This is a genomic window from Ciceribacter sp. L1K23 (genome assembly GCF_018122705.1).
Classification (GTDB): Bacteria; Pseudomonadota; Alphaproteobacteria; order Rhizobiales; family Rhizobiaceae; genus Allorhizobium.
Map to the genome: position 1 here is coordinate 2,551,458 of NZ_JAGRRC010000001.1, position 13,227 is coordinate 2,564,684.

Below are 13,227 nucleotides of genomic sequence, written 5' to 3' on the forward strand. Positions count from 1 at the left end.
GCAAAATCCTTCATGAGCAGCAGCCTCTTTTCCAAGGTCCTCGACGTCGCCGGCCCCGGCAAGTTTCCGCGCGCCCAGAAATGGGTGTGGAAGCGCATCTATAACCTGTTGTCGCGCTTCTGGAGCGATGGCGACTGGCGCTTCATGAACTACGGTTTCGTGCCGGCCAAACCGTTCGAACTGAGGCCCGAGGACGAGGCCGAACGCGCCTTCATCGGTCTTTACCAGCAGGCGGTCGACGGCCTGCCGGTCGAAGGCGCCCGCGTGCTCGAAATCGGCTCCGGCCGGGGCGGCGGCTCGCGCTACGTCGCACGTTATTATTCGCCCACCGCAGTCACCGGTCTCGATTATTCGCCGGAAACCGTGCGCCGCGCCCGTAAGCTCAATGCCGACGTGCCGGTTCTGTCGTTCACGACCGGTGACGCCGAGAACCTGCCGTTCCCGGACGGCTCCTTCGACATCGTCGTCAACATCGAATCCTCGCACTGCTATGGGGACGTGCCCGCCTTCGCGCGCGAGGTTTCCCGCGTTCTGAAGCCCGGCGGCTGGTTCACTTTCGCCGACATGCGCCCGAAGAGCCAGCTGGCCGCTCTCGACATCCAGCTCGGCGCGCCGGGCCTGGAACTGGTCGAGAACCGCAACATCTCCAAGGGCGTGGTCGAGGCGCTCAACGCCGCCGAGACCCGCAAGAGCGAACGCATCGGCAAGGCCTTCCTCTTCCGCCGCTTCATCAGTGAATTCTCCGGCTCCAAGGGCTCCATGCTTTACAAAGGTCTGAAGGGCGGAAGCGTGGTCTATGTCGCCCGGCGCTATCGAAAGTCCCAGGCTTCCTGATCCGCATATGCTGCGACGCAATGTAATTCGGCGCAAAACGGCTCATTAATAGAAATTATCTATCGATCCATTCTGTCCGCCAGCTTGATGTTTGTCATCTTTGGGCGATAACGAGCCCATGGACACGACATTTATCGGCAAGAAATCGGCTGCGGCCGGGGGTTGGGGCGCTTTGAAGAGCTGCGGCAAGCAATTGCTGCAAAGCGGTATGCCGCTGAGCGGCGCCCGAACGATGTTAAAAGCCAATCAACCGGATGGTTTCGACTGCCCGGGCTGCGCATGGGGCGATCCGGAGCACGGTTCGTCGTTCGAATTCTGCGAAAATGGCGTCAAGGCCGTCTCCTGGGAAGCGACCGAAAAGCGCGCGACGCCGGCCTTCTTCGCCGAACATACGGTCTCCGACCTGCGCAAGCTCTCCGATTACGAGCTGGAACTCAACGGCCGCCTGACGCATCCCATGCGCTATGACGCTGCCACCGACCGTTATCTGCCGGTCGCCTGGGAGGATGCCTTCGCCGAGATCGGCGCCATCCTCAAAAGCCTCGACAGCCCCGATCGGGCCGAATTCTACACCTCCGGCCGCGCCTCCAACGAGGCCGCCTATCTCTACCAGCTTTTCGTCCGCATCTACGGCACCAACAATTTCCCCGATTGCTCCAACATGTGCCACGAGGCAAGCGGTGTGGCCCTGCGCCAGTCGATCGGCGTCGGCAAGGGAACGGTGCTGCTGGAGGATTTCGAAAAGGCCGACGCGATCTTCGTGATCGGCCAGAACCCCGGCACGAACCATCCGCGCATGCTGGGCGACCTGCGCCGCGCCGCCCTCCGCGGCGCCCGGATCGTCGTCCTCAACCCCGTCCGCGAGCGCGGGCTCGAAAAATTCTCGGACCCGCAGGACAAGATCGAGATGCTGCGCGGCGGCGCGACCGATATCGCCAGCCATTATTTCCAGCCGAAGCTCGGCGGCGACATGGCGGCCGTGCGCGGCATGGCCAAGGTCGTCTTCGCGGCAGAGGATGCGGCAATTGCCGCCAGCCTGCCGTCGGTGCTTGATCATGCCTTCATCGCCGAACACTGCGACGGTTTCGCTGAGTATCGCGCCGCCGTGGAGGCGACGGGCTGGGATCAGATCGAGGACCAGTCGGGCCTTACCCGCGCCGAGATCGAGCGCGCGGCCGATGTCTACATGAAGGCTGACAGCGTCATCTGCACCTGGGCGATGGGCGTCACGCAGCACCTGCATTCGGTCGCGACGATCCGTGAAATCTCCAATTTCATGTTCCTGCGCGGCAATGTCGGCCGTCCCGGCGCCGGCCTTTGCCCCGTGCGCGGCCATTCCAACGTCCAGGGCGATCGCACCGTCGGCATCAACGAGAAGCCGCCGGCCGCTTTCCTCGATGCGCTCGAAAAGCACTTCGGCTTCGCGGTCCCGCGCAAGCACGGCCACAACGTTCTCGCCGCGATCGGCGCCATGCTCGACGGCTCGGCGCAGGCCTTCATCGGTCTCGGCGGCAATTTCGCCCGTGCGACGCCCGACAGCGCGCTGGTGGAAAAGGCGCTGCGCGGCCTCAAGCTCACCGTCAACGTCGGCACCAAGCCCAATCATTCGCATCTGATGCCCGGCGAAGTATCGTTTATCCTGCCCTGCCTCGGCCGCACCGAGATGGACATGGGCGCCAACGGCACCTCGCAGCTCGTCAGCGTCGAGGATTCCATGAGCATGGTTCACGGTTCGGCCGGCATCAACCGCCCGGCCTCGCCGCATCTCCTGTCCGAGGTCGGCATCATCGCCGGCATCGCCGAGGCGACCGTCGGCAATAGCGTGGTGAACTGGAGCGATCTCGCCGGCGACTACGACAAGATCCGCGATCATATCGAGGCGACCATTCCGGGCTTCGAGGAGTACAACAGGCGCCTGCGCAAGCCGCGCGGCTTCCACCTGCGCAACGCCGCCGCCGAACGCGAATGGAACACGCCGGCCGCCAAGGCAACCTTCTTCGCCTGCCCGCTGCCTGAGGAGACCGTCCATCAGAAGGCCAGGAAGGGTGAGGGTCGTTACGCGCTCCAGACCTTCCGCTCGCACGACCAGTACAACACCACCGTCTACGGCCTCGACGACCGCTATCGCGGCGTCTACGGCGAGCGCCAGGTGATCTTCATCCACCCGGAAGACCTGAAGGCGCTGGGCGCCGAGGCCGGCGAACGCGTCGATGTGATCGGCGAGTTCGACGACGGTGTCGAGCGCATTGCGCCAGACTTCCGCTTCGTGCCCTACGATATCCCGCGCGGCAGTATCGCTGGCTACTACCCGGAGCTGAACGTTTTGGTACCCGTCGGCAGCGCCGGGGCCGAAAGCGATACGCCGACCTCGAAGTCGATCATGGTCTCCTTCCGCAAGCGCCAGGCCTCCGCCGCGTGAGCGGGGAGGCCGAGGCCGCCGACCGGTTTCTCTCCCGTGTCGCCGAACGGCAGGCCCGGGATCCGGCGCTGAGCGGACTTCAAGCCGGTCTTCTGGTCGCGGCGGAAGAGGGCATCGCCACCGATAGCCGCAGCTTCGCCCGCATCTTTGATGTCGCCCATGCGCTGGTTCTGCGCGAACTCAATGATTTGACCGAGCCGGGCGGACCGCTGGAGATCATCAGGCGCGATGCAAGGACGATGCGGGTGCACTACGCCATCCGCAAAACGGAATAGCCATCGTCCCCGTCACCGGAAATCCTTGATGAAATCCAGCAGCGCCCGCATCTTCGGCGCCATGTTCCGCCGGTTCGGATAGTAGAGGTAGAAGCCCGGAAAGTAGGGGCAGAAGTCCTCCAGCAGCGGCACCAGTCGCCCCGCCTCGATGTCCGCGCGAAAGCTCTCCTCCATGCCGAAGGCGATGCAGGCTCCGGACCGGGCGAGCTTCACCATCAACGCCATGTCGTTGGTCGTGAAGCCGGGCCCGACCGAGACGACGAATTCCCGTCCATCCTCGGCGAATTCCCAGCGGAATGGCGCGACATCAGGCGCCGGCCGCCAGTTGACGCAGCGGTGGTTGGCGAGATCGCGCGGATGGGTCGGTCGCGAAGTCCGTTCCAGATAGGCCGGCGAGCATACGGGAATCTGCCGCTGCCGACCCGAGACCGGCAGCGCGATCATGTCGTGTGCGATCACTTCCCCGAGCCGCACCCCGGCATCGTAACCCTCCGCCACGATGTCGAATTCCTCGTCTGTGACGTTGATGTAGATCTCGATTTGCGGATAGGCGATCGAGAAGGCGCCGAGCATACGCCCCGACAGGAACTCCTCCGCGATCGAGGAGACGGCCAGCCGCAACTGCCCGCTCGGCTGGTCCGGCCGGTCGCGGATCGTGGCGAGCGACGAGGTGATTTCCGCCACCGCAGGGGCGACTTCACGATAGAGCCGTTCGCCTTCCTCTGTCAGGCTGACGCTGCGCGTCGTCCGCCGGATAAGCGCCACGCCGACAGTTTCCTCTAGCTTGCGGATCGCCTGGCTGACGGCGGAGCGGGTTACACCCAGACGATCCGCCGCCGCACGGAAACTATGCTCCTGCGCCACCAGGACGAACACCGAGACCGAGTTCAGCTCTGCCTGCATTGGTTAGTTTTCCTTGCCATTGTGCAAACGAATAGGCGGCTTATCGCGACAATATACTGCCACTACCTTCCCTGTCGACCGCAAGGTTCGAGAGAAGGAGCCGAACATGTCGAATGAAAAAGTCGTCCTCATCACCGGTGCATCGAGCGGTATCGGCGCTGGCATCGCCCGGGAAATGGCAGCCGCCGGCGCGAAACTCATGCTCGGTGCCCGCCGCACCGAACGCCTCGAAACCCTCGTCGCCGAGATCCGCGCCAATGGCGGAACCGCCGAATTCCGTCGCCTTGACGTGACCGACCGGGCAGACGTCGAAGCCTTCGCCGAGGCCGCCAGCCAGGCCTTCGGCCGCGTCGACGTGATCGTCAACAATGCCGGCGTCATGCCGCTCTCGCCAATGGACTCGATGAAGGTCGACGAGTGGATGCGCATGGTCGACGTCAACATCAAGGGCGTGCTGCATGGCATCGCAGCCGTGCTGCCGGAGATGACCGGACGCGGCTCCGGCCACGTCATCAACATCGCCTCCGTCGGTGCGCTGCGCGTCTATCCGATGGCTGCCGTCTATTGCGCCACGAAATATGCCGTCCGGGCGATCTCGGAAGGTCTGCGCCTGGAGCGGCAGGATATCCGCGTCACCTGCATCCATCCGGGCGTCGTCGAGAGCGAGCTTGCCGACACGATCACCGATCCCGCCGCTGCAGAGGCGATGAAAAGCTTCCGCGCGGTGGCGCTCACCCCAGACGCCATCGGCCGCGCCGTCCGCTACGCGATCGAGCAGCCTGATGACGTGAACGTCGGCGAGATCGTCGTCACCCCCACAGCCAGCACCTGAACCCCAAGCCGAAAAGGAGAAGACCGATGAACACGCCCCTCAGAGCCGCTGCCATGGCCTTCCTCACTGCCGGTCCGGCGACGCTTCTCGCACCAACAAACGGAGTAGCAAACATGGAGAACCAGACGACCGCCCCCGCCGAAATGGCGCAGGACCACCCCTTCGTCGGCATGTGGGTCACTGCCGACCGCCGCATCCGGCAGGAACTCCTGCCCAACGGCCGCTACGACGAGGCCCGCGGCAATCGCCAGAGCGCCTACCAGGGACGCTACGAAGTGACCGGCAACGACATATACTACTGGGACGACACCGGCTTCACCGCCGACGGCCGCTTCGAGGGCGACGTGCTCTACCATGGCGGCATGGTGTTCTACCGGGAGAAGTGAGAGCCGCCCGCGCTTTTTCCCCTTCCCGTGGAAACGGGGAGGGGACCGACGGGTCGACGAGCCTCATCGCGCTGGCTGCTTACGCACCCTTCGCCAGCGCTTCCTTGACAGCGATGTCCGCCATCGCAAGCACCGCCTCGCGCGTCCTCGCGGCGGCAATGAACAGGCCATTGTGACAGAAGGTGGCGCCCATGACGCCGCAGGCGGCTTCCAGCGCCTCGCCCGTGAGCCCGGCCCAGGCGGCGGGCAGGTCGGCCCGCTGCTCGAAACTGTCCTCGTTCAGGCGAATACCGGTGACGCACCAGTCCTTGTCGCCGCGCGGATGGACGACGAACAACAGATGATCGGCGCCGGCCTTCACGATTGCCGGGCGGAACGGCATGCCTGCCGGCAGTTCCAGCACGCGGCTTTCACCCGCGGCCTCGATGGCCTTCAGCACGATCGCCTCGGCCCGGAGCTTCGCCGCCATGCCCGATATCTTCGCCTCGACGAAGCTCTGCGCGATGGCCCGCGCCGCCTCGAAGCCGCGCGTTTCGGCCTCGGGGTCCTTTTCGTCGAACACCGGCTTCAGCGTTTCGAGCAAGACCGGCAGCGTCAGACCGGCGAGCGGACCGGCGACGGAGGGATCGATCGCGCCGTTGTCGGCAAGATCGATCGGCAGCACGAAGCTCGCGTCGAACGAGGCATGCAGGGCGTCGACCTGGCTCTCCGGCAATCCGAGCGCCTTCAGATAATCGAGGCCGAAATGCTTCCAGACGAGGCCGAACGAGCTGTAGGGCTGTCCGTCGTCGCGCTTCGGTGCGCCCCGCTGGTGGTGGTCGAAGATGCCAGTCGCCGCGTCGTAGGCACCACCGACATCGTAGATGATCCGGTCGTCCGCCGGCGTGATCCACTCCGGAGCCCGGCTGCGCACGAGCTTCGCCTCGGGAAACAGCCGGCCGAGCACGACGGTGGAAAGCAATTCGTCGGCATGGAAACCGCCGGAATGGGTGACGAGAAAAGCTGGAGTCATGGAGAGCGCGGCCCTGTGCTTCGGTTTAAACCCTTCGGACCACAACCGGCCGCCAGAGGCAAGTGGTAACGTTGCAGGTATAACGAACTATCGGAACGGGAGCTCCGAAGGTCAGGAAATTCTGACGATCTCCAACTCCTGCTCGCCGACAGTAACCAGATCGCCAACCGCCTTGCCTGAGAGCGCCCCTGCCACCGGGGAGACATAGGAAATCGAGCCGGCCTTCGGATCGGCCTCGTCCTCGCCGACGACCCTGTAGGTCTGTACGCGGCCATCGTCGCGGCTGAAGGTGACGGTGCTGCCGAAAGCCACGACGGATTTATCCTCCGGCACCGGCATCACCTGGGCCGTGCGCACCCGTTCGGTGAAATAGCGCGCATCGCGCAACGGTCCCGCCGATTGCCGCCGCCGCTCGTTGACGTCCTCTATCGCGTTTGCCGTCTCATAGGCGTCCCGCGCCGCCTGAAGTTGTGCTTCCAGCGCCTTCAGCCCGTCCTCGGTCACGAGGTTCGGATGCGGCGAAACCGGCCGGTCCGGCAGCAGGGTCTCCTGCGCGGCTTCCGCGCTCTCTTCCTTCACGAAGGCGACGCTCACGTTCAAATCCTTGTTGTCATGTCTCCGTCATAACGCTTGTACGACCAGAACGATCCGTACGCCAAGTGCGGACCGCTGCCGTGTTTTCCCGTTGTGGGATGATAGGGTAGGGATGACGATGAAAGACAGGAGGCGAGCGCAATGACCGAAACCGAATACTCCTTCGAAAGACCCGTTTCCGTTGCAGCCCTCCAGGTCCTCTTCCGACAGACTGACTGGGCCGACAGGCGCTCGGATTCCGACGTCGCTCTTCTGATCCGGCAGACGCCGGTGCAGATCGGTGCCTGGCAGGGCGACCGCCTCGTCGGCTATGCACGGGCATTGACCGATGGCCGCTTCCGCGCCCTGATCGACGACGTCGTCGTCGACGAGGCAAGCCGGGGCGCGGGCATCGGCAGCGAGATCATGCGCCGCCTGCTCGTCCGTCTCGACGGCGTTGAAGAGGTCTTCCTGCTGACCGGCGACGACAAGGTCGATTACTACGCCCGCCTCGGCTTCCACCCGAGCGGCGCGAAGTGCCTCCGCTGGCGGGCAGATGCGGCTGGGTAAACACCGTTGGTCGCCAAGCGGCTATTCTTCGCGAAACACCACGCTCATCGTCCCGTCGCTTTCGAGCAGCGGATGGCGCTGAGTGCCTCGTCCTTGGTGATCCGTTCCCGCACCATGGCGTTCTCGCAAAACGCGCCGTTGCGGGCGAGCAATGCCGGCTCCGAACGGACGGCGCGGGCAAAGCCCGGCGACCGTACCGAGAAGAAGGTGACGAGAAACTGCAACAGGATCAGCAGCGCCAGCGCCGTTGCCCCCTCTGCCAGCGCGATCGATTCCTGCAGCATGATCGCCGACAGGGTCGAGCCCAGCGCCACCGTCACCACCAGGTCGAAGGCGTTCAGCTTTGCAAGCGTGCGTTTGCCGGAAATCCTCAGAAACAGCACAAGCACCGCGTAGGCGAGCGCCCCCACCAGAACCGTCCGCACGATTCCCGACCAGTTCTGGAACACCATGCTCTGCCAGCCCATGACTTCTCCTTCCGGCTGTTGCTTCTTTGCCGAACGACAGAGCGGGCGGAAAGTTCGGAAGAGGCGTGGCGACGGCGGCGGCCCGGGTGAAGCGCGTTTCCCGCGGATGTCGCCGGAAGCCCCTTGCGCCGAGCGCCGCGGCGCGGTATCCAATCGATATGAGGTACGTACCTCATAGCATAACGATAGCCATCCATCGGGAGGAGAGACGATGACGGCCTATGAGATCGATCCGGCCCACGTGATCGCGGATGAGCAGGCGTTGCGCAGCCTGTTCGATCCGACCCATGATCTGGCTGTCCGGAAATGCCTGCCCCACCTCGGACCGCATGCGCAAGAATTTATCCGCCGCTCGCCCTTCGTCTGCATCGGGACCCAGGACGGAAAGGGCAGGGCGGATGTCAGCCCGCGCGGCGATCCGGCCGGCTTTGTCCGCGTGTTGGATGACCGCACGCTGGCGATCCCCGACCGTCCCGGCAACAACCGCCTCGACACGCTCGCGAATATCCTCGCCAATCCCTTCGTCGGCCTGCTGTTCATGGTCCCCGGCTTCGATGACACGCTGCGCATCAACGGCCGCGCTACGCTCACCAGGGACCCGGCGCTGCTCGACACCATGGAAGTCGACGGCCGCCGTCCCAAGCTTGCGATCATTATCGACATCGCCGAAGTCTTCTTCCACTGCGCCAAGGCCTTCCGCCGCGCCGGCCTCTGGAACCCCGCCCACCACCAGCCCCGCTCCGACATGCCCTCGCTGGTCAAGATGATCCTCGACGACATCGGCGAGCCGCCGGTCGCGGAGGGCGAGCAGAGGACGAAGGACGCGGAGCTCGAGGAGGATTATCGGCGGACGATGTATTGAGGGGGATTGTCGCGCGACGACGGAATGATCCCCGAAAGCGGCGACGTCGAGCGCCTGACGAAAATCCTCGGCGGGCCGTTCCACCGCTAAAGCGACTTCGCGGCGGCGCTTGCCAGTCGGTTCACGGCAGCGTGGAAGCGGGCCCGTCTCGCCGCCTGCGTCACCGGAACAGGGCCAAAATGTTCTCACTATTGCTATTGGCGATGCTAAGCGACTGGATTGCCAGTTGCTCCTGTGTTTGCAGCGCCTTCAGGCGTGTGGAGGCTTCATTCATATCGGCGTCCACAAGCCGCCCGATCCCGTTGTCGATGCTGTCGGTCAGTGTCGCAACGAAGTCGGCTTGCATGTCGATCCTCGCCTGAACTGCACCAAGAGTTGCCGCCGCGGCGGTCGTCGACGAGAGCATTCTCTCGACACTTCGCAGCATAGCATCAAGGCTTTCCGATCCAGTAACGTCGATATCGGAAAGCCCCATCCCCCAATCCGCGTATTGAAACTTAAGGGCCACCGTCGAGTTCTGTCCGGCGGAATGGTGAACGGCGGGATTACCCTGAATGGTGACCCTGGGCACGTTGTCGGGCCAGCTTGTGGTTACCTCTGCCGAATATCCGGAACCGGCATCAGCGAACGCCAGGCCAAGAACGAGAGCATAGTCATCTATGGTGCTGACAGTGGCGTTGGATCGCTGCAGTGCACGATCCAACGTCGATTGATTGATTACGATCTCGTGCGGGGTTCCGTCAGTGGTCAGCCGGAGATACACTTCAGCCTTGCCAAGGGTGAAGGGTTGGTTGAACCGGAACGAGGCATTGGCAGGGCTTCCATATTTTGCGGAAATATTGGTTAGGCCGCCCGTCATTCCTGAAACGAGTGTCGATTGCACATTATTCAACGCGACGTGGCTGCCACGTGCACCTGAGGTGTAGTCTGTCGATATGTCTATTTCGTTCGAGTAGGGCCAGTCGGACGCCGATGCCCCTCCGGCAGCAAGGGCGACATCGAGAACCTGCACCCATTCGCTTTCGGTGCTTACAACCCCGGCGGTGCTTAAGACTGAGTCCACCAGCGTCCGATTGATCGTGATTGCCGTTGTGACACCCGGCTGCGGATTGGGGATGTAGTTTGGATCATCATCGTCTACAGTCAGATCGAATGTGATCGTGGTGGTGTCGTCATCGAAGACGAGAGGGCCGGCAAACGGCAGACGCAATACCCATCCACCGCCCGAACCCAGTTCATCGAGATCAGCGAGGTCGCCGACATCCACGGGTACGCCACCGTCGAGCAGGCCCGTTTGCTCCGAGTTGTAAAGTGCCACCGCGGCCAGATCGACATCCACCCTCTTGACCGAGACAGCACCGCTTTCGGACCGGACGAAGGACGATACGACCGACGCCTTTTCGGCGTCGGACTGCAACCAGTTCTCGCCACTGAAGCTGGCCGCGCTGGAAATGCTCTCGATCTGTTCTCGCAGCTGATCCAGTTCTTCCTGAATCTTGTTTCGATCAACTCCCTCTTCGAAAGCCGCCACGAGTTTGCTGTTGACCTGCTTCAGAAGATCAACCGTAGCGGTCATGCCGGCATACGCGGTATCGACCTTGGCCGCGCCCAGACCCAGTGCGTCTTCGATTGACGAGAGCGCCATATTGTCGGACCGCATCGTGGTGGCGATCGACCAGTACGCGGCATTGTCGGAGGCCTGTCCGACGCGCATTCCTGAAGAAACCTGTAGTTGTGTCTTCTCCAGTTGACCGGAGATTGCCCGAAGCGTCTGGAGCGCACTTGTCGCCCCAATATTCGTTAGAATACTGGTCATACTGGACTCAAAAAGGAGTGGTGCACGCGGTCATGGCGTAAGGTGGGAGCCATGATAAAGAGATGATCGTGATTAACGCCGGGTTAATTTTCGACTGGAAGAATTAACCTCGCTTCTGCCAAACTACTGATTTTGAAGAGCTGCCTTGAAGCCGGACGTGGTCACCTGCGCAGGCCAAAGCAGCGCAGGATCTAGGCACGACACCATGGAGGAACATACGGCGATGCAATCGATAGCGAAAATCTAGTTCACTTGGCATATTTCGAAGGCAGGATAACTCGGCACACGTAAGGGTAGTCTCTTTGATCTCGCGGCACCGCTTTCCGAGTGATTTCGCATTTTTAGTTGCGCGCGTGATTCTCCAACGCGGTAACTACTACGGTGATGATAAAAACAGGCGCCGAGCCGCGCAGGATTTGACTGGCTTTAAAATCGTGGACGTCACCGGCGTTGTCATCGGTCGCGAGGCGCTTTTGATAAGGCGTCTGCCACTTCACCCCGTCCTGATCAACGCGCCCACCGTGCCGCCCACCAGGAGCGTCAGCGCCACCACCCACGTCACCGCGGCACCCGGTCCGCGTTTCTTCGCGTCGGCGTAATATTCCACCGCATAGAGCGCCCGCCCGCCCGTCCAGATCAGGCCGAGGGTTCCGGCGAAGACGTCGGAGACATAGGTGCCGAACAGCCAGAGCGAGGGCAGAAACAGCACCATCTGCTCCACCGTGTTCTGCTGCACCCGGAAGATCCGCTCGAAATGCACGTTGCCGGTCGTCTTCGGCGCCTCGATGCCATATTGCTGGCGCGCCTGGCCCACCTTGATGAAGAAGAAGGTATAGGCGATCAGCGCGGCGAAGGTGGCAAGCACGGTATAGCGCATCGGCGGCTCCTGGTTCGGCGGCGGCGCCGGTGAGGCGGCGCTGTTCCATCTGGCCCGGTCCGCTTTTGCGAACGTGAGGGCAGGCAGGCTTAACCGGCCAAACCGGAGCGACGCTTGCGCACCACGTTTGGTCAGCTTGCCGGCCTTGCTTATGACGGATTGCTTGCGCATCATGGACGCGAAGCAGTGCATGGAGGAAAGAGGACCGCGCATGACCGAGTATTTCCGTTTTGGCCGGGCCTATGACGTTCCCGAACTTGTCGCCGACGGCATCGTCCATGGCATCGGCGTGGTCTTCGCGCTGATCGGCGCCACCGTGCTGATCTTCTACGCCACGGTCTGGTCGAGCCATGGCGAGCTCGCCGCCGCCTGGATTTACGGCCTCGGCCTCGTTCTCGCGCTCGCAGCCTCCTTCACCTACAACATGTGGCCGCATTCGCGCACCAAGTGGATTCTGCGCCGTCTCGATCATTCGGCGATCTTCGTCCTGATCGCCGCGACCTACACGCCCTTCCTGCAGCGCGGCGCGGAGAACACGTTCATCCTGACGTTGCTGATCGGCATTTGGGTGTTCGCCGTTCTCGGCATTGCAGTCAAATGCATCTTCCCCGGCCGCTATGATCGCCTCGCCATCCTGCTCTATCTCGGCATGGGTTGGAGCGGTCTGATGGCTGTCGGGCCGATTTCCGAGTATTTGCCGATGGTCTCGCTGGTGCTGATCGTCGTCGGCGGCGTCATCTATTCGGCCGGCGTCATCTTCCACGTCTGGGAAAAGCTGCGCTTCCAGAACGCCATCTGGCACGGCTTCGTCGTCTCGGCCGCCGCTGTGCACTATACGGCGGTGTTCACCACTTTCAGCCTCAGCTGAGCGGGGCCCGTCACGGCTCGCAACCGTCCGCCGGTTTCAACGTGTCCACAAGGTGCGACACCACGGCGTCATAGACCGCAAGCTGTGCTTGAGGATAGACGAGCTGGAAAAAGGCGGCTTCCCCGTCGCAGAGCGCAATGCCGCGCACGTAGATCACGCGTCCGTCCTTCGTGCCTGAATAGCTGGTCCAGCGATCGGTCGTCTTCTCATAGCTGATCTGCCATCCGTCGACGAAAGATGCCGTGTTCCGCCGGTCGTCCGCCTCTGCCCGGAAATCGCCCTCGGCAACGCTGGTTCCCCACACCCTGAGTTCCGCCGTCTTGTCGGCGCTCTCGAAGGTGTCGCCGTCGCCATTGTCGGCGCTCGACGCGATCAGGAAATCCGCCGGCACCTCGATCTCGTAGCCGAACCGCGCATTGGCGTGATGGCGCCATTCCACCGCCATCGCTGCCGATGCCGCAAGGTGCGCAGCTACCAGACCTGCGGCCCGAAGCGTCACGCCCGCTCTCCTCTTTCGCCTCGTCATGCCATGT

General features: G+C 63.0%; 15 protein-coding genes. 8 read left to right on the top strand and 7 right to left on the bottom strand.

The annotated features are described in order from the left end of the window. Positions 1-12 precede the first annotated feature (12 nt). The 3 genes from J5J10_RS12315 to J5J10_RS12325 all read left to right on the top strand — a co-directional run bounded on the left by J5J10_RS12315 (position 13) and on the right by J5J10_RS12325 (position 3,528). Complete coding sequence (locus J5J10_RS12315) at positions 13-834, top strand: class I SAM-dependent methyltransferase (RefSeq protein WP_211930095.1); 822 nt, start codon at positions 13-15, stop codon at positions 832-834. A gap of 118 nt (positions 835-952) precedes the next feature. Further along, the gene (locus J5J10_RS12320) at positions 953-3,253 is read left to right on the top strand and encodes an FdhF/YdeP family oxidoreductase (RefSeq protein WP_211930096.1); all 2,301 of its coding nucleotides are present in this window, start codon (positions 953-955) and stop codon (positions 3,251-3,253) included. Next, positions 3,250-3,528, top strand: a complete 279-nt coding sequence (locus J5J10_RS12325) for a hypothetical protein (RefSeq protein WP_211930097.1) — start codon at positions 3,250-3,252, stop codon at positions 3,526-3,528. The genes J5J10_RS12320 and J5J10_RS12325 overlap by 4 nt, the downstream gene beginning before the upstream one ends. A 12-nt stretch (positions 3,529-3,540) precedes the next feature. Here the strand turns inward: J5J10_RS12325 and J5J10_RS12330 are convergent, their stop codons facing one another. Next, a complete protein-coding gene (locus tag J5J10_RS12330) occupies positions 3,541-4,431 on the bottom strand; it encodes a LysR family transcriptional regulator (RefSeq protein ID WP_211930098.1) in 891 nt (296 codons plus the stop codon). A gap of 106 nt (positions 4,432-4,537) precedes the next feature. On the opposite strand from J5J10_RS12330, the gene J5J10_RS12335 reads away from it, so the two are divergent. Beyond that, positions 4,538-5,263, top strand: coding sequence for an SDR family oxidoreductase (locus tag J5J10_RS12335; RefSeq protein ID WP_211930099.1), 726 nt, complete (start codon positions 4,538-4,540; stop codon positions 5,261-5,263). 26 nt (positions 5,264-5,289) lie between these two features. Next, the gene (locus J5J10_RS12340; RefSeq protein ID WP_249116727.1) at positions 5,290-5,649 is read left to right on the top strand and encodes an Atu4866 domain-containing protein; all 360 of its coding nucleotides are present in this window, start codon (positions 5,290-5,292) and stop codon (positions 5,647-5,649) included. 79 nt (positions 5,650-5,728) lie between these two features. On the opposite strand, the gene J5J10_RS12345 is transcribed toward J5J10_RS12340, so the two are convergent. Together J5J10_RS12345 and greA are read right to left on the bottom strand one after the other, a co-directional pair. After that, positions 5,729-6,661: an MYG1 family protein gene (locus tag J5J10_RS12345; RefSeq protein WP_211930100.1), complete on the bottom strand. Its 933-nt coding sequence runs from the start codon at positions 6,659-6,661 to the stop codon at positions 5,729-5,731. Between the two features lie 111 nt (positions 6,662-6,772). Continuing rightward, positions 6,773-7,255: a transcription elongation factor GreA gene (gene greA / locus J5J10_RS12350; protein ID WP_211930101.1), complete on the bottom strand. Its 483-nt coding sequence runs from the start codon at positions 7,253-7,255 to the stop codon at positions 6,773-6,775. 141 nt (positions 7,256-7,396) lie between these two features. Between greA and J5J10_RS12355 the strand changes: the two genes are divergently transcribed. Beyond that, complete coding sequence (locus tag J5J10_RS12355; protein WP_211930102.1) at positions 7,397-7,804, top strand: GNAT family N-acetyltransferase; 408 nt, start codon at positions 7,397-7,399, stop codon at positions 7,802-7,804. A gap of 44 nt (positions 7,805-7,848) precedes the next feature. On the opposite strand, the gene J5J10_RS12360 is transcribed toward J5J10_RS12355, so the two are convergent. After that, the gene (locus J5J10_RS12360) at positions 7,849-8,271 is read right to left on the bottom strand and encodes a DUF421 domain-containing protein (RefSeq protein ID WP_249116729.1); all 423 of its coding nucleotides are present in this window, start codon (positions 8,269-8,271) and stop codon (positions 7,849-7,851) included. 211 nt (positions 8,272-8,482) lie between these two features. Here J5J10_RS12360 and J5J10_RS12365 point away from each other — a divergent pair, with 211 nt between their 5' ends. After that, on the top strand, positions 8,483-9,133 hold the full coding sequence (locus J5J10_RS12365) for a pyridoxamine 5'-phosphate oxidase family protein (RefSeq protein WP_211930103.1): 651 nt from the start codon (positions 8,483-8,485) through the stop codon (positions 9,131-9,133). A gap of 160 nt (positions 9,134-9,293) precedes the next feature. On the opposite strand, the gene J5J10_RS22425 is transcribed toward J5J10_RS12365, so the two are convergent. Next, positions 9,294-10,949, bottom strand: a complete 1,656-nt coding sequence (locus J5J10_RS22425; RefSeq protein ID WP_249116730.1) for a flagellin — start codon at positions 10,947-10,949, stop codon at positions 9,294-9,296. 493 nt (positions 10,950-11,442) lie between these two features. Further along, entirely contained in the window at positions 11,443-11,826 is a 384-nt protein-coding gene (locus J5J10_RS12380; RefSeq protein WP_208553143.1) for an MAPEG family protein, read from the bottom strand. Between the two features lie 211 nt (positions 11,827-12,037). Between J5J10_RS12380 and J5J10_RS12385 the strand changes: the two genes are divergently transcribed. Continuing rightward, a complete protein-coding gene (locus J5J10_RS12385; protein WP_211930104.1) occupies positions 12,038-12,694 on the top strand; it encodes a hemolysin III family protein in 657 nt (218 codons plus the stop codon). 10 nt (positions 12,695-12,704) lie between these two features. On the opposite strand, the gene J5J10_RS12390 is transcribed toward J5J10_RS12385, so the two are convergent. Beyond that, positions 12,705-13,220 carry a hypothetical protein gene (locus J5J10_RS12390; RefSeq protein WP_211930105.1) on the bottom strand — a complete coding sequence of 172 codons (516 nt, stop codon included), beginning with the start codon at positions 13,218-13,220 and terminating at the stop codon, positions 12,705-12,707. Positions 13,221-13,227: the final 7 nt, after the last annotated feature.